This is a genomic window from Bacillus sp. 196mf, from assembly GCF_003217275.1.
Taxonomy (GTDB): Bacteria; Bacillota; Bacilli; order Bacillales; family Bacillaceae_G; genus Bacillus_A; species Bacillus_A thuringiensis_S.
In genome coordinates, this window is sequence record NZ_QJTG01000014.1 from 1 (window position 1) to 23,807 (window position 23,807).

A 23,807-nucleotide genomic window follows, 5' to 3' on the forward strand; every position below is an offset into this window, starting at 1 on the left:
TGATGCGGATACCTTTCTTCGTTTTCTTCAAAAGGTACTTGAACGCTATCCCAACGGGAAGATAGCCATAATTCTTGATAATGCGCGTATTCATCATGCGAAGCTCATCCAACCGTTTTTAAGTAGACATCTGCATCGCTTAGAATTGGTATTTTTACCTCCCTACAGCCCGGATTTAAATCTAATTGAAGGATTATGGAAATGGCTCAAATCTGACGTCATCCATAACGTTTTTTATTCATCGGTCTACGAGATTCAAAAAAATGTACAGGCTTTTATCCAGGAGTTAAATCGCACACCTGAAAAAGTGATTAATCGATTGTGCGTTCAATTGTAAAGCTTAAATTCAACTTATATAGCTTTTCGTTTACTATTTTAATGACTACCACTACCAACATTAAAATGCATATTAAATATAGCATTTTCGCAATAAACAACCACCCTTGAAACATTACAATTCCATCTATTATCTCATTTCCTTTCCATAACAAAAACGGAATTGTACTGATTATAATGACAAATTCGATGCTGAAAACCATTTTCTTTTTTCGACTATATGCTTTCCATTCATTCCAGCGATACATAGGAGCAAAAATCAATACTCCTATACATAATATAACTGGTACCCATTCACTGTTAAGAAATTGTCCTGAAATAACTGATAATAGTAAACAAACTAGCACACCATAATATCCTATTTTTTCTCTCATTCGTACTCCCCCATTCTACTTCTCCTTTAATATGTAACTTGCTATACTTATAACAATTCTTAGAAAAATAACAACTATAATTACAAGATAAAGACCGTTTGCAGAAGACATCCATTCTTGAAAAATAGACATTTTCTCCATTTGTTTCTGACCCTCTATTAAAATAACCCCTGCGAACAATGAGCAAACAACAATGATACCTATCATAATTCCAATACTTTTCTTACTATATTGTTTCATACCATCCCAGTTATATAAAAGTATAAATACAAACCCGAAAACAAGTATAATACTTATCCATTCATTGTTTGTAAATAGCTTTAAAATGATTAATAGACTACAAGATATGATAAACCCCCAAAATCCAATTTTTTTGTGCATAAGCCCTCCTCGAATTCCATTTTTAGGATTAATTGTATTGTAACATCCATTTTCTATCCTTACCATTGCAGTACATGAAATTTTACCTTTTTTTCTGTTTCTTATACTCACATACTTTCCCTACTTTCATACAATAAACTACACGATTGCCTAAGGATGTGAATGTTATGGGAGTTGAATTAACGCTATTACACGCTCTCTATGTTATTTGTTTACTCACTATTATTACCTTTTTTATTCTCCGGAAAGATACTACAATTATTTGTATCGTTTTTATCTTTTTATTAGCATTAACTGCTACAAGTTCTATCCCTCTTGCCGTTAGCGGCATTTTTCAAAGTTTTATTTACGCCATTACTGAGCTATTACCAACTATATTAATCATTTCTATTATTGTATCCATGAGCAATTTACTCGTTCATACCGGTATAAATGATACAATGATTTCACCATTTACAAAGATGATCCGTACCCCTACCCTCGCCTACTGGATTATTGGCCTTTTGATGATTGACAATTTCTTTCTTCTTTTGGCCTTCTCCCGCTGTTGCATTAATGGGAGCTATTTTATTACCGGTTGCTGTACGCGTAGGTCTCCCCCCAATTGGAGTAGCAATTGCTATGAACTTATTCGGTCATGGGATTGCTTTATCCGGCGACTTCGTTATACAAGGCGCACCAAAATTAACCGCAGACGCTGCTGGTCTCCCTGTTTCCAGCGTCGTATCTGCAAGTGTTCCACTCGTTATCGTTATGGGCGTTGTGACAACTTCCGTCGCTTTTTTCTTCTTACGAAAAGAGTTTCATACAGGCTTAGCTATACAAGAATCTATTCTATCAACTGAGTCTTCTAAAACGCTCACTTCATTATCTCCTCGCACAAAGAAATGGCTCGCTATTTGTATCCCTATCGTATATATCATTGATATCCTTTGCATGATTCAATTTCAACTACAAGGAAGCGACGCAACTGCACTTATCGGCGGAACAACTGTTATTATGATTATCATCATTTCTCTCATCGCCTACAAAGGTAATGGACTGAATAAAACGACCGATTATTTCATAGAAGGGCTCCAATTTGGCTTTAAAATTTTCGGACCAGTTATTCCTATCGCTGCACTCTTTTATTTAGGAGATAGTGGCTTTGTGAAAATTATCGGGGACTATTTACCGAAAGGTTCACACGGAATCATTAACGACTTAGGCATCGCTTTATCTCAAACTGTTCCTTTAAATCAATATGTATCGGCAGGGACATTAACCATCGTTGGTGTCATTACCGGCTTAGATGGATCAGGTTTTTCAGGTATATCACTTGCTGGTTCCATTGCCAATCTTTTTGGAACAGCACTTGGCCATGGAACAGCTACATTAACAGCACTCGGGCAAATTGCAGCTATATGGACCGGGGGCGGGACGTTAATTCCTTGGGCACTTATTCCTGCTGCTGCGATTTGTAAAGTCGATCCATTTGAACTTGCACGCCGAAACTTTTTACCGGTTGTTATCGGTTTAATTGTCACCACGATCGTTGCGATGTTTATTCTATAACGTAAGCAAGTGTTCTCTTGCTTACGTTTTTTGCTTGTAAAATTCATCATGAATTATCAGTTTTCAAGAGGGATTCGTTATTACTTAGCGAAATTATATTAGGAGAGTAATTATTTCAAAACGTTTACGAGAAACAGATTACTGCAATTAGAAAAGGGGACATACCTATGAATGAATTGATTTTCGTCTTATTAATTTGTCCATTACTTATCTTTATCGTTTCTGTTATTGGAACGCGCAAGACGAAAACGTATTACGTAATGCCGATTGTAACGTTTGCTAGTTTTTTAATAATAGGTGTTATCGCCTTTACTCCAAAATTTTTCTTTTGGGTTGGCATGTACAGCATCTTCTCATTTATTGTTTCTTATATGACTTTATTGTTTGTAAGAGGATATGAGCTTGCAGAAAGCGCTAAGTAGTTAAGGAGATTGTAATATGATTTTCTTTGATATTGATGGAACTTTACTTGAAGTTTTAACAATAATATAAAAAACGACCGCGTTCCCCCGCGGTCGTTTTTTTCATGTTACGCTGTGATCCAAGCTTCGTTAGCTGGATTTTTACGCCACTCTTGTAATTTTTTCGTTTCAGCTTGTCCGATCATACCTTTTTCTGCTGCAACTTCAGTTAATGCACTGTAATCACTTAAAGAATATGATGCTACGTTAGCTGCTTCTAGCTTTTCTTTTCCTGCTTCTAGCTCGTATGTGAAGATTGATACGATTCCTAATACTTCACAGCCAGCTTCGCGAAGTGCTTCTACACATGTAATTGCACTTCCGCCAGTTGAAATTAAGTCTTCTACTACTACAACTTTTTGACCTTTTTCAGCTTTTCCTTCAATTTGATTCCCTTTACCGTGGCCTTTTGCTTTACTACGTACGTAGCACATTGGTAAATCCATACGATCGCTTACCCATGCAGCGTGCGCAATACCAGCAGTTGCTGTTCCTGCAATAACTTCTACAGTTGGGAAGTTCTCTTTAATTAACTCTTCTAATCCAGCTGCAATCGCTTGACGTACTTTTGGATAAGATAAAGTTAAACGGTTATCACAATAAATTGGTGATTTCATACCTGAAGACCATGTGAATGGATCATTCGGTTGTAAAAATACTGCTCCAATTTCTAATAAATGCGATGCGATTTCTTTTTTCATACTGTTACACCTTCCCACTGTTGTTTTACTGTTTTATACGCTTCAAGCGGATTTTCTGCTTTTGTAATACTACGTCCAACTACGATGTAGCTTGAGCCAAGTTCCCTCGCACGTTTCGGTGTTGCTACGCGCACCTGGTCATTTACATCATCGCTTGCAAGACGAATCCCCGGTGTTACTGTTACAAATTCATTCCCGCATACTTCACGTAATTTTGGAACTTCAAGCGTTGAGCAAACAACGCCATCAAGTCCACTTTCTTTCGTTAGTTTTGCATAATGAGCAACCGCTTCTTCTAACGTCTTCTCAATGCCAATCTCTTTTTTCATCATAGCTTCCGAAGTGCTTGTTAGTTGTGTAACTGCAATACAAATCGGTCTCTCTTTTCCTTCTTGCTTACCTTCCTCTAATCCCTCAATCGCAGCTTTCATCATGCTGCTTCCCCCAGCAGCATGAACATTTACCATATCAACATCTAGACTAGCTAGGCTACGCATAGCGCTTTTTACTGTATTCGGAATATCATGAAGTTTTAAATCTAGAAAAATCTTATGTCCTTTTTCTTTTAAGTACGTAATAATTGCAGGGCCTTCTTTGTAAAATAACTCCATACCAACTTTGACAAATAACTCTTCCCCTTCAAAGTGGCGCAAGAATTGTTCTACATCTTGTTTCCCTGGAAAATCTAGTGCAACGATTAACGACTGTGACATGTTTGCTTCCAGCTCCTTCCTTGACATTCCGAAATATGATCAAATCCTAATTCATCTAGTAATGCTGGTAACTCTTCAATAATTGTCGGACATACGAACGGATCGATAAAGTTCGCTGTACCTACTGCAACTGCGCTTGCGCCAGCGTAGAAGAATTCAATTACATCTTCCGCTGTTTCAATACCACCCATTCCGATAATTGGAATGTTAACCGCTTGGCTTACTTCATATACCATACGAATTGCTACTGGCTTAATCGCAGGACCTGATAATCCGCCTGTACGGTTTGCTAAAATTGGTTTAGCTGTTTTTAAATCTAAACGCATACCAAGCAATGTATTAATCATCGTTAAACCATCTGCACCTGCATTTTCAATCGCTTTTGCAATTTCCACTATGTTTGCCACGTTTGGTGACAACTTCACGTATACAGGTACTTCAGAAACCTCTTTTACTCGCTTCGTTAAATCAGCAGCAATTTCAGGATTTGTACCAAAGGCGATACCACCTGTTTTTACGTTCGGACAAGAAATATTTAATTCTAGTGCATGGACATTAGGCGCTTTAGAAATTTCCTTTGCAACCGCTACATAATCCTCAGCTTGTGAGCCTGCAACGTTAGCAATGATTGGAAGGTCAAATTGTTCTAACCATGGTAATTCAGAATTCATTACTTTTTCTAACCCTGGGTTTTGAAGTCCGATCGCATTTAACATGCCGCCCGGTGTTTCAGCAACACGAGGTGTTGGATTTCCATAGCGTGGTTGTTCTGTCGTCGCTTTAATCATGATTGATCCTAGTACACTTAAATCGTAAAACTGTGCATATTCACGACCAAATCCAAAGCATCCAGATGCCGGTATAATTGGATTTTTTAATGATAATCCTGGTAATTCAACTTGCAATCTGTTCATAGTACAACCTCCCCGATTGGAAATACTGGTCCGTCGCTACACACCTTCTTGTAAGAATGTCCACTTGGATCTTCTTGTAAGTGGCATACACATGCGAAACAAGCTCCAATACCGCAGCCCATACGTTCTTCTAATGAAATATAGGCTTTTTTCTCTTTGTAACGTCCTTCTAATGCACGAAGCATCGCTAACGGACCACATGAATAAAGAATATCAAAGTCAATTCCGTAATTATCAATTACATCTGTGACAAATCCTTTTGTACCGTGTGTACCATCTACTGTCGCAACGTACGTATCACCAAGTTCTGCAAATTTTTCTTCATAGAAAACTACATCTTTCGTTTGAAAACCTAAGATGTGAATTACACGTACACCTTTTGCAACGAGGCGCTGTGATAGTTCATAAAGTGGTGGTACACCAATCCCCCCGCCTACTAGTAAAGCTGTTTGACCAGCTTCTGCTTCTTCTACAGGAAAACCGTGTCCTAGTGGTCCTAGTACGTCTACCATTTCACCTTGTTTTCTAGTTGCTAATGTTTTTGTCCCTTGTCCTTCCGCACGATATAGCATTGTAAATTCGTTCTTCTCTTGATCTACATTACAAATACTAATCGGGCGGCGCAGAAGGGGCGCAATGCCCTCTGCTACCTTAATGTGTACAAACTGCCCTGGTTCGTTCATTTGCTGTACTAAAGTTCCTTGAAGCACTAACTCGTAAATGTTTTTTGCGATTTCTTTTTGATTAACGACGATCATATTTTGCTTTTGCATCATGCATGTACCACCTCGTGACGCTTTGTTTGCGTAATTTCTTTCATTGAATGAGCTGAGAATGTCATAGATTCTAATACTCGTAAGATTGCTCTTGTTGTATCAAGTGATGTTAAGCAAGCCACGCCATTTTCTACTGATTCACGGCGAATGCGGAAACCATCACGCGCTGGTTGTTTACCTTTTGTTAATGTGTTAATTACAAACTGTGCTTTTCCTTGACGGATAATATCTAGTAAGTTGTAGTCTTCAGAATCAATTTTGTTTACAACTTGTACTGGGATATTTTGCTCTTCTAATGATTGTGCTGTTCCAGCTGTTGCTAATAAGTTATAGCCGATTTCGTGGAAACGTTTTGCAATTTCCATCGCCTCCTCTTTATCTTTATCCGCTACAGTAATGATTACTGATCCGTGCGTTGGGATATTAATTCCTGAAGCAACTAATCCTTTATATAATGCTTTTTCAAGCGTTAAGTCTTTACCCATTACTTCCCCTGTTGATTTCATTTCAGGTCCTAATGTTGTATCAACTGAACGTAGTTTCGCGAATGAGAATACCGGAGCTTTTACATATACTTCTTTCTCTTCTGGGTGATAGCCCGTTCCGTATCCTTGCTCTACTAGGTCTTGCCCTAAAATAACTTTCGTTGCAACATTCGCCATCGGTACGCCTGTAATTTTACTTAAGAACGGTACTGTACGGCTTGCACGTGGGTTTACTTCAATTACGTACACTTGATCTTTGAATACTACAAACTGGATATTTAGTAATCCAACAATGTTTAATCCTTTTCCAAGTGCAATTGTATGTTCAATGATTTGTTCTTTTAGTTTTTCAGATAAACTTTGTGGTGGATATACTCCAATTGAGTCACCAGAGTGAACTCCAGCGCGTTCAATATGTTCCATAATACCTGGAATGAATACATTCTCACCATCTGAAATTGCATCTACTTCAATTTCTTTACCAACCATGTAACGGTCGATTAATACTGGGTGATCTGCATGAACTTTAACTGCATTTTTCATGTAGTGCAGCAGTTCTTCTTGACGATATACGATTTCCATCGCACGTCCACCTAGTACGTAAGATGGTCTTACTAATACTGGATAACCAATTTCTTCTGCGATTGCTACCGCTTGTTCTACAGTCGTTGCTGTTTTACCAACTGGTTGCGGGATACCAAGTTTTGTTAAAGCAGCTTCAAATTTATCACGATCTTCTGCACGGTCTAAGTCTTCAAGTGATGTTCCTAAGATTTTCACACCGTGAGCCTCTAATTTCGCCGCTAAGTTAATTGCCGTTTGTCCACCGAACTGAACAATAACGCCTTCTGGTTTTTCTAAATCAATGATGTGCATTACATCTTCAATTGTTAATGGTTCAAAGTATAATTTGTCAGAAATACTGAAGTCTGTTGAAACTGTTTCTGGATTGTTATTAACAATGATTGCCTCATATCCAGCTTCTTTAATTGCCCATACAGAGTGAACTGTTGCATAGTCAAACTCAACCCCTTGACCGATACGGATTGGACCAGACCCTAGTACAACAACACTCTTACGATCTGTTATCACCGATTCATTCTCATCACCATATGTGCTGTAGTAGTATGGTGTTGCAGATTCAAACTCTGCCGCACAAGTATCTACCATTTTATAAACAGGAGTTATATTGCTTTCTTTACGCATATCGTAAATTTCACGCTCCGTTTTGTTCCAAGCAGCTGCAATGTAGTGATCACTGAAGCCCATTTCTTTCGCAGCTTGTAGTACTTCCATATTTCCTACATTCGCTTTTACTTCGCGTTCCATATTTACGATGTTTTCAATTTTTTGTAAGAAGAAGAAGTCCATTTCACACCATTCGTTGATTTCTTCTTTCGTTACACCTTGACGAATTGCTTCTGCTACAATAAACAGTCGCTCATCGTCTGCTTTAATAATGCGTTTTTTCATTGTTTCTTTATCAAGTTCTTTTAAGTGGTCTAATTCTAAGTGATAAATGCCAAGCTCTAAAGAACGAACCGCTTTTAATAATGATTGCTCTAAGTTACGTCCGATTGACATAACTTCACCAGTTGCCTTCATTTGTGTACCAAGTGTTCTGTTTGCTGATTCAAACTTATCAAATGGCCAGCGTGGAATTTTTGAAACAACATAGTCTAATGCTGGCTCGAAGCAAGCGTAAGTTTTTTGTGTTACTGGGTTTATGATTTCATCTAATGTTAAGCCGACTGCAATTTTCGCTGCTAATTTTGCAATTGGATATCCAGTCGCTTTAGATGCTAGTGCAGATGAACGACTTACACGTGGGTTTACTTCGATTACATAGTATTGGAAGCTATGTGGATCTAGTGCAAGCTGAACGTTACATCCACCTTCAATTCCTAATGCACGAATAATTCGTAATGAAGTGTTTCGTAACATTTGATATTCACGGTCGCTTAATGTTTGGCTTGGTGCTACTACGATAGAATCACCTGTGTGAACCCCAACTGGATCGATGTTTTCCATGTTACATACTACAATCGCGTTATCATTCGAATCACGCATTACTTCATATTCAATTTCCTTACAACCAGCAATGCTCTTTTCTAATAAACATTGTGTTACTGGACTATGTTTTAATCCACCGGATACGATTTCAATTAGTTCTTCTTCATTACTACAAATTCCGCCACCTGTTCCTCCCATTGTAAATGCTGGGCGAACAATAACTGGATAACCAATTTCTTTTACAAATTCATGTGCTTCTTCCAGCGTATGAATGATCGTACTAGATGGAATTGGTTCATTTAAATCCTGCATTAATGTACGGAATAAATCGCGATCCTCCGCTTGCTCGATGGCTGATAATTTCGTTCCTAAAATTTCAACTCCGCATTCTTCAAGTATGCCTGATTTCGCAAGTTCAACAGCCATATTTAACCCTGTTTGACCACCTAATGTTGGTAAGATTGCATCTGGACGTTCTTTACGAATAATACGGCTTACGAATTCTAATGTTAATGGTTCGATATATACTTTATCTGCTGTTGCAGTATCTGTCATAATTGTTGCTGGGTTAGAGTTAACAAGGATTACTTTGTAACCTTCTTCTCTTAGAGATTGACAAGCTTGTGTACCAGAGTAGTCAAACTCCGCTGCTTGCCCAATTACAATTGGTCCTGATCCGATTACTAAAATTGTGTTAATGTCTAGGCGTTTTGGCATAACTCTTCCCCTTCTTTCTTGAAGTTTTCAATCATTGCTAAGAAATCTTCGAATAAATCATTTGCATCTTCAGGTCCTGCTGAAGCTTCTGGATGGTATTGTACTGTAAATGCTGGGAACTTCTTATGACGAAGACCTTCTACTGTTCCATCATTTAAAGCAACATGTGTAATTTCAAGCTCTGTATTTTCAACTGATTCTTCTTCTACTGCGTAACCATGGTTTTGAGATGTAATTGCTACTTTTCCAGTTGCAAGATTTTTTACTGGGTGGTTTAAACCACGGTGACCGAATTTCAACTTACTTGTATTTGCACCAGATGCTAGAGCGAACAATTGATGTCCTAGGCAAATTCCGAATAAAGGAACTTTACCGATAATGTCTTTTAACATTTCAATTGCTTCTGGTACATCTTTTGGATCCCCAGGTCCGTTACTTAACATAATTCCATCTGGGCTAAGGCGTAAAATTTCTTCTGCTGTTGTGTTGTAAGGAACTACAATTACATCACAGTCACGCTTATTTAATTCTCGTAAAATACCATGTTTCATTCCGAAGTCTACAAGTACAACTCGGTGTCCGCGTCCTGGACTTGGGTAGGGATCTTTCGTTGATACGCGTTTCACGTGATCTGTAAATACTGTCGCTTTTAATTGGCTCACGATGTATTCTACATCTGCATCCATGTTACAAAGGCGTCCGCGTAATGTACCGTATTGACGAATTTTTCTCGTTAATTTTCTCGTATCAATTCCTGCTAATCCCGGGATGTTTCTTTCTTTTAAGTAATCATTTAACGAAATTTCATTACGGAAGTTTGATGGATGATCACAAATTTCGTTTACGATTAAACCATTTACAGATGGGTGAATCGATTCGAAATCGTCACGGTTAATGCCGTAGTTTCCGATTAATGGGTACGTGAATGTTACGATTTGACCGCAATATGATGGATCAGATAATGTTTCTTGATATCCAGTCATTCCTGTTGTAAATACAACCTCACCTGACTTTTCGATTTCTCCTCCGAAACCTTTTCCAATTAATACTGTTCCATCTTCTAAGATAAGTTGTCTTTTCATACTAATGCACTCTCCTTTTGCCATGCGATCTTACCACCAACGATTGTCATTACCGGCCATCCTTGGCATTTCCAACCTGCGAATGGTGTATTTTTTCCTTTTGATAAGAATGTTGTTGGATCAATCTCTTCTTCTTGTTCTAAATCAATGATTGTAATATCAGCTGTTCTACCTTCTTTCAGGCGACCTGCTTCTAAGCCGAATGTATCAGCTGGCTTTTCTGTTAAATATTGAATTAATTGTTCTAGCGTAATAACTCCTTTTTTCACAAGGTTTGTGTATAGAAGCGGGAATGCTGTTTCAAAACCAGTAATTCCGAATGGTGCTCTTTCAATTCCTTGTGCTTTCTCTTCCGCTGTATGCGGTGCATGGTCAGTTGCGATCATATCGATCGTTCCATCTAATAAACCTTCAATTAATGCTGCATGGTCTTCTTTTCCACGAAGCGGTGGGTTCATTTTAAAATTAGGATCAGCTGATGGGATATCATCTTCACATAACACTAGGTGATGTGGTGTTACTTCTGCTGTTACTTTAATTCCAGCGCGTTTCGCATCACGGATTACACGTACTGAACCTTTCGTACTTACGTGACATACGTGATAGTGACAATCTGCTGCTTCCGCAAGCAATATATCCCTTGCAATATGTACAGATTCACATACTGATGGGATACCGTTTAATCCGTGTTTCTCAGAAAACTTCCCTTCATGTACACAACCTTTATTAATAAGCGTATTCTCTTCACAGTGCGCAACTACTGCCATATCTAATTTTGCTGCACGTTTCATAGCCGCTAACATCATGCTCGCATCTTGTACGCCTACGCCGTCATCTGTGAAAGCAAATGCTCCAAGTTCTTTTAATGTTTCGAAATCTGTCATTTCAGAACCAGCTTGACGTACTGTAATTGCTCCGTATGGTAGTACGTTGACATGTGCTTTTTCTTTAATACGATTTTGCAAGTCTTCCATATGTTCTCTGCAATCTGGTACTGGACGTGTATTTGGCATTGCACAAATTGTAGTGAATCCACCTTTTGCCGCTGCTAGTGTACCTGTTTCAATTGTTTCTTTATGTTCACCACCTGGTTCACGAAGATGTACGTGTACATCTACTAATCCAGGTGCGATTAACTTTCCGTTCACATCGATTACTTCAGCATTATCTGCCGTAATATTTTCTGCTACCTTAGCGATTTTACCGTCTTGTACGAGAAGATCTGTTGCTACAATTTTTCCTTCTTCATTCATATAACGACCATTTTTAAACAAGTAATTCATGTTTCATTCCTCCTAATACATTTGGTAAGGCGCGTTTTAGTACAGCCATTCTTACGTAAACTCCATTTTCCATTTGTTTAAATATGCGTGAACGCTCACACTCAACAAGTTCACTTGCAATTTCAACATCACGGTTTACGGGAGCTGGATGCATAATAATGCTTCCTTCTTTCATACGCTTTTCTCTTTCTACTGTTAATCCGTGTTTCTCATGATATTCTTTCATAATGTCTGTTTCATAATGATCATGACGCTCATGTTGTACACGGAGTAACATCATTACATCCACTTCTGGAACAAGTTCATCTAATGGTTTGTATGTTCCAAATGTGTTGTCTTCACCTTTCCACTCTTCTGGACTTGCAAAGTAAATTGTTGCACCAAGCTTCGTTAATGCTTCTGCATTAGAACGTGCTACTCGGCTATGACGAACATCTCCTACTATTGCAATCTTCAAACCTTCAAATCTTCCAAACTCTTGTTTAATTGTAAGAAGGTCGAGTAGGCACTGTGTTGGGTGGTTTCCACATCCATCTCCAGCGTTTAAGATCGGGATATTCACCTGATCTTTTAGTTCATCGAAGTAGCGATCTTGCTCATGGCGGATGACCACTGCTTTTGTTCCGATTGATTCTAGTGTTCTTATCGTATCGTATAAAGTTTCTCCTTTTTGTACGCTAGATGCATCAGCTGAAAAGTTTAAAACATCTAGTCCTAATCTCTTCTCAGCAACTTCAAAGCTAAATCTCGTTCTCGTACTATTCTCAAAGAACAAGTTTGCAACAAAAGTTTGCTCTGTCGTTTTGCTCTCTTTTCCATTCGCAAAATCTTCTGCATCTTTTAGGATTTCTGAAATTTCTACTTCCGATAATTCACTCATCGTTAACAAATGGCTCATCGTCATCCCTCATCTTTCTGATTTTTATGTTACCACTTTTGTATTTTTATAACAACCTTTGCATAAAAATACCCTAGTCATGTAAGACTAGGGTGCAAGGAAGGAGCCACCCTTTTCTGTCTCACAGGACTGAATTAAAAGGTTATTTTTATGAAGCAATCTGCTTAGATTGTTTTGTATGTTTTTCTTGTTTTGTTTCTGGTAGTAGTAGATTTAACAGTACACCTACAATTGCTGCAAGCGCCATTCCTTCGACTTGGAATGAATCCCCTACGTGAAGTACCGCTCCACCAATACCGATTACTAGTATTACTGATGCAATCATTAAGTTTCGTTTGTCACTTAAATCTGTTTTATCATCTACCATCATGCGTAATCCGCTTGATGCGATTACACCGAATAGTAAGATTGATACCCCGCCCATAACTGGTGTTGGGATCGAATGAATCAGTGCAGAAATCTTACCGATAAATCCGAACATGATTGCGAATACTGCTGAACCGATGAATAAGTATACACTGTATGCTCTCGTAATTGCTAGCACACCGATGTTTTCACCATACGTTGTATTCGGTGGCCCACCGATTAGTGATGCAATTAATGTTGCTACTCCGTCACCGAAGATCGAACGGTGTAAACCTGGTTTTTCAATTAAATCTCTTTTAATAACATTTCCAAGTACAATTTGATGTCCGATATGTTCTGATATTGTTACTAGTGCAACTGGTACCATCAAGAGTACAATCTTCCATGTAAACTCTGGTGTGTATGTTACAAATGGTACTGTGAAATCTGGTACAACAAACCATTTTGCCTCAGCTACCGGCTTTAAGTCTACTAGCCCTTGGAAGTAAGCGAAGATATATCCGCCGATAATGCCAAGTAACACTGGTATGATACTGAAAAATCCTCTTCCGAATATCGAGCAAATGATTGTAATTGCTAATGTTACTAATGCTACTGAAAAATGTGTAAAGCTGTATTTGCCATCCGCACCGTTCATCGCCATGTTAACCGCTGTATGTGCTAAAGCTAGACCGATTACCATTACTACTGGACCAACTACGATTGGTGGTAGTAGTTTCATAATCCACTCTGATCCTGATTTCTTAATTCCGAGTGAGATTAAGATGTACACAAGCCCTGCTAGTAAACCACCAAGCATTGCTGCTCCCGGCCCACCTGCCGTTTTCGCTGTTATAATCGGTGCGATAAAGGCGAATGATGATCCTAAATATGCTGGTACTTGACCTTTCGTTATAAGAAGAAACGCTAGCGTTCCTAATCCACTTGATATTAATGCTACTGATGGATTCAATCCTGTTAAAAACGGAACAAGCACTGTTGATCCAAACATCGCGAACAAATGTTGTATACTTAAAAATAACCATTTTCCCGGTTTCGGTACTTCATTAACGTCTAACACTGGCTTTTGTTCCATTGTTACATCCTCCTTCAGTTTAAATCTTTGCAATAAAAAAACTCTTTGTGCCTGTGCACAAAGAGTCCTATACTTTCGTATGCCAAATTTGACATATGAAAGCCAAGACCCTTTGGCAGCCTCACAGGACTACATTTAAAAGGGCTTTACTTATCGTATATGCTTACTCGATCTTGTTGATCTGTCTCTTGCAAATCAACTTCGATACGCTCTTCACTTGATGTTGGAATGTTCTTTCCTACATAATCAGCGCGAATTGGTAATTCACGATGACCTCTATCAACAAGAACCGCCAATTGAATTTGAGATGGTCTACCTAAATCCATAAGAGCATCCATTGCTGCTCGAACTGTTCTTCCTGTATATAATACGTCATCAACGAGGATAACTTTTTTCTTCGTAATATCTACAGGGATATCAGAACCTTTTACAAGTGGTTCTTTATTTTTGGATTGTAGTGTTAAATCATCACGATATAACGTAATGTCTAACTCTCCAACTTCCATTTCTTTTCCTTCAATTTGACCAATTCGTTCTGCCAAACGTTGTGCAATAAAAATTCCACGAGTTTTAATTCCGACAAGAACACAATTATCGACACCTTTATTTCGTTCCACGATTTCATGACTAATTCGTGTTAAAGCGCGGCGAATCATTTGGTCATCTAAAACGACAGCTTTCTCTTGCATGCTCTACACCTCCAAGCTTTTTTTCTTGCGTGAGAGTAATGGTATAAAAAAAGTCCTCTCAGCGTGTGCGAGAGGACTTTTGAAAAAAGGGTACAACATACCCTAAGTATTTCAAACCGTTACCTTCTCAACCTCACGGGGCTGTGTTAAAGGATCATTATTTAACTGTTGTCATTATCTCAGTTTTCTTATGATTTGTCAATACTATTTTCGTAAAATATTTAATGCGTCTTCAAACACTTCTGGAATCGGTGCCTCAAACTGAATATATTCACCAGTACGAGGATGATCAAAGCCTAAAATACCCGCATGAAGTGCTTGTCCATTCATATCTAACGTTTTCTTCGGACCATACTTCGGATCTCCTGCAAGTGGATAGCCAATATATTTCATATGAACACGAATTTGGTGCGTACGTCCCGTTTCTAAGCGACATTCTACAAGTGTAAAGTCTTTAAAACGTTCTAACACTTGGAAGTGTGTAACAGCGTTCTTACCATTTTCATCAACTGTCATACTTTGACGCTCTTTCTTATCACGACCAATTGGTGCATCGATAGTTCCCTTATCATGCGGAATCACACCGTGTACAATCGCTTTGTAACGTCTCGTTACTGTTTTGGCTACAAGCTGATTTACAAGCGATTCATGTGCCATATCATTTTTAGCAACCATTAATAGTCCAGATGTATCTTTATCAATACGATGCACGATACCTGGACGCATTACACCGTTAATGCCTGATAAGTCTGTACAATGGTGCATAAGGCCGTTTACAAGTGTACCACTTGTATGCCCTGGTGCTGGATGTACAACCATGCCACGTGGCTTATTTACAACAAGCACATCTGCATCTTCATAATAAATTTCTAAATTTAAATCCTCTGGTTGAATATCTAGCGCTTCTGGCTCAGGAATCGTTACTGTAATTTCATCTTCTTCTTTTACTTTATAATTCACTTTTACTGCTTTCCCGTTCACTGTCACAACATCATCTTTAATCCATTGCTGTACTTGTGAACGTGACCATTCGTTATTTATCCCTGTAACGAATTTATCAATTCGCTCGTTTTTTTGCTCTGCTGCAACTGTTACTTGTACTACTTCACTCATTCAATTACTCCTTCGCTTTCTTGCCTTCTAATAATGTTTGAATAATAATTAATACAACACCAATACATAATGCTGAATCAGCTATATTGAATACTGGATAGTTGTACGAGAAAATATACACGTGAATGAAATCCACTACTTCTTGTCTAAATACACGATCAATAAAGTTACCAATTGCCCCGCCCAAAATTAGACCTAACGAAATACCTAGAAGCTTGTCTGTTTTCGCATACTTTTTCATATAAAATACGATAAACACTACAAAAACAACTGTAATAATGTAGAAGAACCACATTTTATTTTCTAAAATACCCCAAGCAGCGCCTCTATTTCGATGTGATGTTATGTATAATACATTGTCGATAATCGGAATACTCGTACCCAATTCCATGTTCTTTACAATTAACCACTTCGATATTTGATCGATAGCAATGACAAATAACGCTATTACATAATATATCATTTTCATTTCCCCCACAAAGACAGTGTACCTCAAAATTTTAGCATAGCTGCTACCTTTTCACAATGAACCTTTATAGAAGAATAAAATAAATTAAAAAAAGGTAATATAATATCGTTGTGCGTATTCATACATTTACCTTTTCATAGAAGAATTCATGAATCGTACGAGCAGTCGGCATTGTCTTCATTTGCTTTGTCGAAATTAATCTCCCCGTCTCTTCACAAATACCGTACATGTCTATTTCCATTTTAAATAATGCGCGTTCTACATCCTTTAAATCCTCTTTTATATCATGTAATAGCAATTTTTTCTTTATCTCTTCCTTAATTTCATATCCAAGCTCTTGGCTGAACTCGACATCATATTTGTGCATTACTTCTTTAGCTAGTCTCTCTTGCAACTCTTTTCTCATCAATTGCAATTCTTCTTTTATTTCCATGTAAATTTCATTCACGTGTACATTCCTCCTAGCTGTAATGTACAGTTAGTGTGTCCGAAATTTATTTGCTTACCTCACACACATTTTTCCTTCACAGGAAAGAGTCTGAAAAGTTTTTTTGATATGCCATCAACAAAAAAACTGACTGCATGAATAGCAGTCAGTTTTTTATTATTTTACATAGTTTTCTTTAACAACTGTTGCACAACGCTCACATAATGTTTCATGTTCAGCATCTTTACCAATTGTTTCTGAAACTACCCAACAACGTTCACATGTTTCACCAGTTGCTTGAGCAACAACAACCGCTGTATGTTCATACTTCGGTGCATCTGCTGGCGCTTCATCCATCATACCACCAAGTTTATACTCAGAAACGATGAATAATTGCTTTAAGTCTTCGCTAATAGACTCTAACATAGCTTTCATTTCTGCAGTTGGATATAGCGTAATGCTTGCATTTAATGACTTACCGATTACTTTTTCATTACGAGCTACTTCTAGTGCTTTTAACACGTCATCACGTAATGTCATAAATGCATCCCATTTTGTTTTTAACGCTTCCGCGTCATCTAATTGTACAGCTTCTGGCATATCAGTTAATTGTACACTTTCTTCTGTTACGCCTGGAATGTATGGCCATACTTCATCAGCTGTATGCGGTAAGATTGGTGTTACAAGTTTTGTTAACGCAACAAGAACATCATATAATACAGTTTGAATTGCACGACGATCTTCGTGATTTGCACCTTCAATGTATAAAATGTCTTTTGCAAAGTCTAAGTAGAATGAACTTAAATCAATTGTACAGAAGTTATGAATTGCATGATACACAGCAGCGAATTCGTATGTCTCATATGCTTCTTTAACTTTTGTAATTAAGTCATTTAATTTCACTAACATGTAACGATCTACTTCACGAAGTTCAGCTACAGCTACTGCATTTTCACTTGGCTTAAAGTCGTCTAAGTTTCCTAATAAGAAACGGAATGTGTTACGGATTTTACGATACACTTCTGCTACTTGTTTTAAAATATCATCTGAAATACGTACGTCAGATTGATAGTCAACAGAAGATACCCATAAGCGTAAAATGTCTCCGCCTAATTGATCCATAATTTTCTTCGGTACGACGATGTTTCCAATCGACTTACTCATTTTACGTCCTTCACCATCTAGTACGAAACCGTGACTTAATACGCCTTTATATGGAGCTTTACCTGTTACAGCAACTGCTGTTGATAATGAAGAGTTAAACCAACCACGATACTGGTCAGATCCTTCTAAATATAAATCAGCTGGACGCTGTAAATCTTCGCGCTCTTCTAATACCGCTTGGTGAGAAGAACCTGAATCGAACCATACATCCATGATGTCTGTTTCTTTACGGAATTCGCCATTTGGGCTACCCGGATGTGTAAATCCTTCTGGTAATAGATCTTTCGCTTCACGCTCGAACCATACGTTAGAACCATGTTCACGGAATAAATCTGCTACATGGTTAATTGTTTCATCCGTAATAATTGGATCACCATTCTCAGCATAGAATACCGGAATTGGCACACCCCATGCACGCTGACGAGAAATACACCAGTCACCACGGTCACGAACCATATTATGAAGACGAGTTTCTCCCCATGCTGGTACCCATTTCGTTTCCGCTACAGCTTCTATTAATTCTTTACGGAATGCTTCAATAGATGCAAACCACTGTGCTGTCGCACGGAAAATAATTGGTTTTTTCGTTCTCCAATCATGTGGGTATGAATGTGTAATGAATGTTAGTTTCAGTAACGCGCCTACTTCTTCTAATTTTTCTGTAATTGGCTTGTTAGCTTTATCATAGAATAAGCCTTCAAATCCAGGTGCTTCATTTGTTAATACACCTTTATCATCGACTGGGCAAAGTACTTCTAATCCATACTTTTTACCAACAACGAAGTCATCTTCCCCGTGTCCTGGTGCTGTATGAACACAACCTGTACCTGCATCTGTTGTTACGTGATCTCCTAGCATAACTAATGAATCACGATCGTAGAATGGATGTTTTGCAACTGTGTACTCAAGTTCGCTACCTTTTACTGTTTTCACAACTTCAGCATTTTCCCACTCTAACGTTTTTGCAACTGTCTCAAACAGCTCAGAAGCAATGATATATTTCTCATCATTTACTTTTACAATACTATATTCAAGCTCTGGGTGAACAGAAATACCTAAGTTTGCAGGTAATGTCCAAGGTGTTGTTGTCCAAATGATGTACTTTTCATCACCTTCTAATACATTCTTTCCATCTTTTACAGGGAATGCTACGTAAATAGATGCTGATTTTTTATCTTGATATTCAATTTCAGCTTCTGCTAAAGCAGATTCACTCGTTGGAGACCAGTAAACTGGTTTTTGACCTTTATAGATATAACCTTTTTTCGCCATGTCACCAAACACTTTAATTTGTTGTGCTTCATAAGCTGGCTCTAAAGTAATATATGGATTATCCCAATCTGCACGTACACCTAAACGCTTAAATTGTTCACGTTGACGTTCTACTTGTTCATATGCATACTCTGCACATAACTTACGGAACTCAGCAACTGTCATTTCTTTACGTTTTACGCCTTTATTTGTTAAAGCTTGTTCAATTGGTAAACCGTGCGTATCCCATCCTGGAACATATGGCGCACTAAAACCAGTCATTGATTTATAACGAACAATAAAGTCTTTTAATACTTTATTTAATGCATGTCCCATATGAATGTCACCATTCGCATATGGAGGTCCATCATGCAATACAAATAAAGGACGACCTTTTGTATGTTCTTGTACTTTTTCGTAAATATTCATTTCAGCCCATTTTTCTTGCATTGCAGGCTCACGTTTTGGTAAGTTCCCACGCATTGGGAACTCTGTTTTCGGCATCAGTAATGTATTTTTGTACTCCATGCTCAATTCCTCCTTACATGTATAAAAGAAATACTTAAAAAACGGAATAAAAAAGAGACTTTCTCATCCCAAAAAGGGACGAGAAAGTCTCCCGCGGTACCACCCTAGTAGATCATATACATATGTATAGAATCCTCTTTATATTCTTAACGCGAATACACGCCTACGCTTACTCTATTTGTTCAGCGCGGAACTCCAGGGTGATATTCCCACTATCTCCTTATCCTGAGCTTACACCATCCTCAGTTCGCTATATAAGGTTTGAAAAGGTACTTATCCCTATCTTCGTTTTTCTTAATAAATATGTTGTTTAAAATTATATGTAATAATGAGAAAAACGTCAAGCTTACACTGTTTCTTCTTTTTTCAACAGTTCATCTACTTCGTCTTCTAACTCAATTAGTTTATCCCAATCATCGTTGTTTAACATTTCAAGCTGTGTTTCTAATAACATACGGAAACGAGTTCGGAATACTTTCGCTTGTTTCTTTAGCTCTTCAATATCAAAAGCAACTTTTCTTGATTTTACTAATGCTTCGTTAATAATACGATCAGCATTCTTTTCAGCTTCACGCACAATTAATTTCGCTTCTTTTTGCGCATTACGTTTTACTTCTTCCGCTGCTTCTTGCGCAACAACGATAGATTTGTTTAACGTATCTTCAATATTAGAGAAATGATCTAACTTCCCTTCTAACTGCGCAACTTTTTCTTCTAAAGCTTTTTTCTCACGAATGACCAATTCATAATCTTTGATAATTTGATCAAGAAACTCATTTACTTGATCTTCATCATAGCCACGGAATCCGCGACCAAATTCTTTGTTATGAATATCTAATGGTGTTAACGGCACAACGCCACCTCCAAGTAGTTATCTAAATTTCCTCTTTCAATTATATCTTTTCTTCGACAAAATAGGAGGATTTCCTTCTAAAAAACCAATCATTTTAGTATACCATACAAAATTCTCCATTTGTCGCGTTTTGTTCTACCTTCTACAGAAAATAATTTACTTCGGCCATATCCTCTAACAGAAAAAACGTCTCCTGGATAACATTCATAAGAAGTTTGCTCCACTGTTTTCCAATTGACTTTTACTAAACCATTTTTTATGAAAGGTTGTACTTTCTGTCTAGATAAATGTAACATTTCAGCTAACATAACATCTAAACGAAGTGAAGAAACCGTTCCAGATTTCTCCCCCCACGTTTCATGTATTTGTAGAATTTGTTCTCCTTGCACTGCTGATAAGGAGACTTTTACTTTTCCTATTGCTTGTAAGTTCATCTCAATGTACGATACGATTTCTTTCGCAACTACAATTTGGGCACGATTTTCTTGCAGCAAAATATCACCACATTTTTCTCTCGTTAAACCAAGAGACATAAATGTACCTAATATTTGCCTATGTTCTAGCGTATAAAACTTGGAAGGATAGTCAATTTCTAATACTTCTACTTGAAATTCTTCTTCATTTAATTCTAGATAGTCTGGATAAATGAGTGCTCTTTTACGCTCTGCATTAGGCGTTGCACCACCAAATTGCACAGCGACATCTCCTTGTCCAATTACCATAGAAACAATTTGTTGCTGTCTTGGATCAAGGAAATCTGTTAATTTCACTTGATGGTACTCCGCTGTTCGCTTCCACTCCAGCACTTTATCTACAAAGACCTCTTCATCAGGCCTAAAATGTTCGTAAATGCTCATGTATTTAACCTCTTACTATAAGAAATAGCTGAACAAACTGAACAAACCACTTTTAGCAAGTTTTAACGCAAAAATCGCAACGAGTGGAGAAATATCAATCATACCAAGCGGCGGAATAAATCTGCGGAATGGTTCTAAATACGGTTCACAAATTCGCGCCAAGAACTCTCCAAAAGATGATTCCTTTGCACCAGGAAACCATGATAGGAGAATGTAAATAATCAGTGCCCACGAGTAAATCTCGATAGCAGAACTTAACACCATTAAAACTGTTGTCATGGCGTATTACCACCTCTTTATATTTGTTTCTTCTTCTTCACCGAATAACTCTGAAATTGCACCAACAATATCAACATTTTCAGGTGTACACATAAATGTTTTCGGTCCTATTTTTTGAATGTCCCCGCCTATAGCGTATACAGTACCACTTAAAAAGTCAACGATACGTACCGCTTGATCAGTAGACATTCTCTGCAAATTAATTACAACAGCTCGTCTACCTTTTAAGTGGTCCGCAATCCCTTGTGCTTCCGAATATGTGCGTGGTTCTAATAAAACAACTTTTGAAGATTGTTTTGCTGTTTCAATACTCACAACATTTTGCTTCGGTTGCGCTTTTGGAAACGTAACATCTTGTTGTTCTGGTGGATCTTGCTGCTTTTTCATGTCTGTTTGCTCCTTTTCATAACCATATTGAGCTGCTTCTTTTTCTTCCGGTGTATCAAAAAAGAAGTATTTTACTTTTGACCAACTCATAATAAGATTCTCCTTCCTTTTACGCTTTTCCTACTAAAATCGTTCCCAAACGAATATATGTAGCCCCTTCTTCAATTGCAATCGTGTAATCGTTGGACATTCCCATTGATAATTCTTTACATGGCGCATGTAATAACTCTAGCTCCTGCACCTTTGTTTGCAACATACGTAATTCCTTAAAACAGCGTCTGATTTCTTCCTCTTCTTCTGTAAATGGAGCCATCGTCATTAGTCCAACCACTTCAATTTTATCGAATTCTTGCAAACTTTGAATAAAAGAAACAACCTCTTCTATTGCTAATCCTTGCTTCGATTCTTCAGATGAGGTTTTCACTTGAATAAAGCATTTCACTTTCTTATCAGCACGTTTCTGAATTTCTTTCGCCAGGGAAAGACGATCTAACGAATGTAAATAATCAATTTCATTAATGATTTCTTTTACTTTTCTCGTTTGTAATGAGCCAATAAAGTGCCAATTAACTTTTGAACCGAAATGCTCATATTTCTGTAAGAAACCTTCATTTCTATTTTCACCTAAATCGATAATTCCAGTTTCAATTACTTCGTTTGTTTTTTCAATCCCTACAGTTTTTGTCACTGCAACAAGTTTAATATCTTGCAACGAACGTCCAGCTCGAACGCAAGATTCTTTAATAGCTTCGTTTACAATTACTAAATTTTCTTGTACTGTCACTTGCTTCCTTCCTCCTTAAAACCTATGAAACTCAACATTCTTCCTGTCTTACCTTGATCACGACGATGAGAGAAAAATAGTTGCTCTTCACAGCTTGTACAAAGAGATGACATTACAATATGCTCTTCTTTTATGCCTGCTTGTACACATAATATACGATTAATTTCTTTTAAATTAATTGCGTACTGCCCGTCAGAAATTTTTTGATGAGGAACAGCACCGTTAATTACTTTCTGTGCTGCTGTTAATACACGATCATCCACAACATAACAACAAGATCCAATCGACGGTCCAATTGCAACATGAATTTCATCACATGAAATACCTTCTGCATTCCACTTTTGAATCATTTCCTTTGCAATCTCTTGTACAGTGCCTTTCCATCCAGCATGCGCAAGTCCTATCATACCATGTGATGGTGCATAAAAATAGAGCGGAACACAATCCGCGTAACAAGACGTTAACAGAACATCTTCATTACTCGTATAAATGCCATCTGTTTTTGAAATGCCGTCCTCATATAAATAAACGCCACTTCCTTTTTCCTGTTGCCCTACTTTTTCAACATGATGATCATGAACTTGTTCAGAGCAAATCCAGTTTTCTAATGGTTTTTGTAACTTATTTGCTAAAATGCGTCTGTTTTCATGAACGTTCTCCACGATATCATTCACATGTAATCCTAAATTCATCGCATGAAAGGAGCCCGTACTTATCCCACCATCTTTTGTCGTAAATCCAGCAGTAATGTTTCCAAGTTCTTTCCAAGCTTGTAAATACAGTATACCGTCCACATATTTAAATGGTTCTCTCATAATAAAGCGGCTCCTTTTAATTAAAATAACAGAAAAAAGCATGGTACTTCCTGTCTATTTTA

General features: G+C 37.7%; 24 protein-coding genes, 1 pseudogene and 1 other annotated feature. Of the genes and pseudogenes, 3 read left to right on the forward strand and 22 right to left on the reverse strand.

Annotated features, from left to right (window positions below; all coding sequences use genetic code 11):
* On the forward strand, positions 1-337 hold a 337-nt coding region (locus ATL10_RS18695; RefSeq protein WP_110497321.1), incomplete at its 5' end, for an IS630 family transposase.
* Here ATL10_RS18695 and ATL10_RS18700 read toward each other — a convergent pair.
* Positions 312-710: a YoqO family protein gene (locus tag ATL10_RS18700; protein ID WP_110497323.1), complete on the reverse strand. Its 399-nt coding sequence runs from the start codon at positions 708-710 to the stop codon at positions 312-314. The two genes, ATL10_RS18695 and ATL10_RS18700, sit on opposite strands and share 26 nt — an antisense overlap.
* Before the next feature lie 15 nt (positions 711-725).
* Positions 726-1,157, reverse strand: a complete 432-nt coding sequence (locus tag ATL10_RS18705; protein ID WP_072940569.1) for a YoqO family protein — start codon at positions 1,155-1,157, stop codon at positions 726-728.
* A gap of 101 nt (positions 1,158-1,258) precedes the next feature.
* Between ATL10_RS18705 and ATL10_RS18710 the strand changes: the two are divergent.
* Positions 1,259-2,645, forward strand: a pseudogene (locus ATL10_RS18710) (hypothetical protein).
* A 167-nt stretch (positions 2,646-2,812) separates the two neighbouring features.
* Positions 2,813-3,067, forward strand: a complete 255-nt coding sequence (locus ATL10_RS18715) for a YbeF family protein (RefSeq protein WP_001003933.1) — start codon at positions 2,813-2,815, stop codon at positions 3,065-3,067.
* Positions 3,068-3,174: 107 nt separating this feature from the next.
* Here the strand turns inward: ATL10_RS18715 and pyrE are convergent, their stop codons facing one another.
* The 20 genes from pyrE to pgeF all read right to left on the reverse strand — a co-directional run bounded on the left by pyrE (position 3,175) and on the right by pgeF (position 23,745).
* Entirely contained in the window at positions 3,175-3,807 is a 633-nt protein-coding gene (gene pyrE, locus ATL10_RS18720) for an orotate phosphoribosyltransferase (RefSeq protein ID WP_053563751.1), read from the reverse strand.
* Positions 3,804-4,520, reverse strand: a complete 717-nt coding sequence (gene pyrF, locus ATL10_RS18725; protein WP_000083496.1) for an orotidine-5'-phosphate decarboxylase — start codon at positions 4,518-4,520, stop codon at positions 3,804-3,806. The genes pyrE and pyrF overlap by 4 nt, the downstream gene beginning before the upstream one ends.
* Positions 4,505-5,434, reverse strand: coding sequence for a dihydroorotate oxidase B catalytic subunit (gene pyrD, locus ATL10_RS18730; protein ID WP_110497324.1), 930 nt, complete (start codon positions 5,432-5,434; stop codon positions 4,505-4,507). Before pyrD ends, pyrF begins: the two co-directional genes overlap by 16 nt.
* Positions 5,431-6,210, reverse strand: a complete 780-nt coding sequence (gene pyrK / locus ATL10_RS18735; protein WP_000983359.1) for a dihydroorotate oxidase B electron transfer subunit — start codon at positions 6,208-6,210, stop codon at positions 5,431-5,433. The genes pyrD and pyrK overlap by 4 nt, the downstream gene beginning before the upstream one ends.
* Positions 6,207-9,425: a carbamoyl-phosphate synthase large subunit gene (carB, locus tag ATL10_RS18740; protein WP_001126128.1), complete on the reverse strand. Its 3,219-nt coding sequence runs from the start codon at positions 9,423-9,425 to the stop codon at positions 6,207-6,209. Before carB ends, pyrK begins: the two co-directional genes overlap by 4 nt.
* Complete coding sequence (locus tag ATL10_RS18745; protein WP_000828670.1) at positions 9,410-10,507, reverse strand: carbamoyl phosphate synthase small subunit; 1,098 nt, start codon at positions 10,505-10,507, stop codon at positions 9,410-9,412. The genes carB and ATL10_RS18745 overlap by 16 nt, the downstream gene beginning before the upstream one ends.
* On the reverse strand, positions 10,504-11,790 hold the full coding sequence (pyrC, locus tag ATL10_RS18750; RefSeq protein ID WP_001108371.1) for a dihydroorotase: 1,287 nt from the start codon (positions 11,788-11,790) through the stop codon (positions 10,504-10,506). The genes ATL10_RS18745 and pyrC overlap by 4 nt, the downstream gene beginning before the upstream one ends.
* Positions 11,774-12,688, reverse strand: a complete 915-nt coding sequence (pyrB, locus tag ATL10_RS18755; protein WP_000018860.1) for an aspartate carbamoyltransferase — start codon at positions 12,686-12,688, stop codon at positions 11,774-11,776. The genes pyrC and pyrB overlap by 17 nt, the downstream gene beginning before the upstream one ends.
* 148 nt (positions 12,689-12,836) lie before the next feature.
* The gene (gene uraA, locus ATL10_RS18760) at positions 12,837-14,129 is read right to left on the reverse strand and encodes a uracil permease (RefSeq protein WP_139213262.1); all 1,293 of its coding nucleotides are present in this window, start codon (positions 14,127-14,129) and stop codon (positions 12,837-12,839) included.
* A 146-nt stretch (positions 14,130-14,275) separates the two neighbouring features.
* The gene (pyrR, locus tag ATL10_RS18765) at positions 14,276-14,818 is read right to left on the reverse strand and encodes a bifunctional pyrimidine operon transcriptional regulator/uracil phosphoribosyltransferase (protein WP_001156491.1); all 543 of its coding nucleotides are present in this window, start codon (positions 14,816-14,818) and stop codon (positions 14,276-14,278) included.
* 204 nt (positions 14,819-15,022) lie between these two features.
* Positions 15,023-15,931 (reverse strand): RluA family pseudouridine synthase, encoded by a 909-nt coding sequence (locus ATL10_RS18770; protein WP_000005832.1) that lies wholly within the window; start codon positions 15,929-15,931, stop codon positions 15,023-15,025.
* A 4-nt stretch (positions 15,932-15,935) separates the two neighbouring features.
* Positions 15,936-16,394: a lipoprotein signal peptidase LspA gene (gene lspA / locus ATL10_RS18775; protein WP_000642180.1), complete on the reverse strand. Its 459-nt coding sequence runs from the start codon at positions 16,392-16,394 to the stop codon at positions 15,936-15,938.
* A gap of 124 nt (positions 16,395-16,518) precedes the next feature.
* Positions 16,519-16,848 carry a TraR/DksA C4-type zinc finger protein gene (locus ATL10_RS18780; protein ID WP_001002956.1) on the reverse strand — a complete coding sequence of 110 codons (330 nt, stop codon included), beginning with the start codon at positions 16,846-16,848 and terminating at the stop codon, positions 16,519-16,521.
* A 156-nt stretch (positions 16,849-17,004) separates the two neighbouring features.
* On the reverse strand, positions 17,005-19,770 hold the full coding sequence (ileS2, locus tag ATL10_RS18785) for an isoleucine--tRNA ligase (protein WP_110497326.1): 2,766 nt from the start codon (positions 19,768-19,770) through the stop codon (positions 17,005-17,007).
* Positions 19,771-19,841: 71 nt separating this feature from the next.
* Positions 19,842-20,065 (reverse strand) — a binding site (T-box leader).
* A gap of 51 nt (positions 20,066-20,116) precedes the next feature.
* Positions 20,117-20,623 carry a septum site-determining protein DivIVA gene (gene divIVA / locus ATL10_RS18790; RefSeq protein ID WP_001131611.1) on the reverse strand — a complete coding sequence of 169 codons (507 nt, stop codon included), beginning with the start codon at positions 20,621-20,623 and terminating at the stop codon, positions 20,117-20,119.
* Positions 20,624-20,712: 89 nt separating this feature from the next.
* Positions 20,713-21,480, reverse strand: a complete 768-nt coding sequence (locus ATL10_RS18795; protein WP_000029713.1) for a YlmH family RNA-binding protein — start codon at positions 21,478-21,480, stop codon at positions 20,713-20,715.
* Between the two features lie 15 nt (positions 21,481-21,495).
* On the reverse strand, positions 21,496-21,759 hold the full coding sequence (locus tag ATL10_RS18800; RefSeq protein ID WP_000214324.1) for a YggT family protein: 264 nt from the start codon (positions 21,757-21,759) through the stop codon (positions 21,496-21,498).
* 6 nt (positions 21,760-21,765) lie between these two features.
* Positions 21,766-22,236, reverse strand: a complete 471-nt coding sequence (locus ATL10_RS18805; RefSeq protein WP_000119129.1) for a cell division protein SepF — start codon at positions 22,234-22,236, stop codon at positions 21,766-21,768.
* Between the two features lie 19 nt (positions 22,237-22,255).
* A complete protein-coding gene (locus ATL10_RS18810) occupies positions 22,256-22,930 on the reverse strand; it encodes a YggS family pyridoxal phosphate-dependent enzyme (protein WP_000218011.1) in 675 nt (224 codons plus the stop codon).
* Positions 22,927-23,745, reverse strand: coding sequence for a peptidoglycan editing factor PgeF (pgeF, locus tag ATL10_RS18815; RefSeq protein ID WP_110497328.1), 819 nt, complete (start codon positions 23,743-23,745; stop codon positions 22,927-22,929). Before pgeF ends, ATL10_RS18810 begins: the two co-directional genes overlap by 4 nt.
* Between the last annotated feature and the right edge of the window lie 62 nt (positions 23,746-23,807).